Here is a 225-nt window from a genome sequence, read left to right as displayed (position 1 = left end):
TCATGTCCTGCCCGAGTTCCGGGGACGCGCCATCATGTCCTGCCCGAGTTCCGGGGACGCGCCATCATGTCCTGCCCGAGTTCCGGGGACGCGCCATCATGTCCTGCCCCAGTTCCGGGGACGCGCCATCACTCCGTGCATCGCTGGGCAAGGCCGCCGCTGTGCGCCGTCGAAGTCACCGGGCCGGTGATGGGGCGTCGGGAGAAAGGCTGCAGGAGGTGATGG

It is taken from the genome of Arthrobacter sp. SAFR-044 (genome assembly GCF_059414985.1).
Note: the sequence above shows the minus strand (reverse complement) of the source record.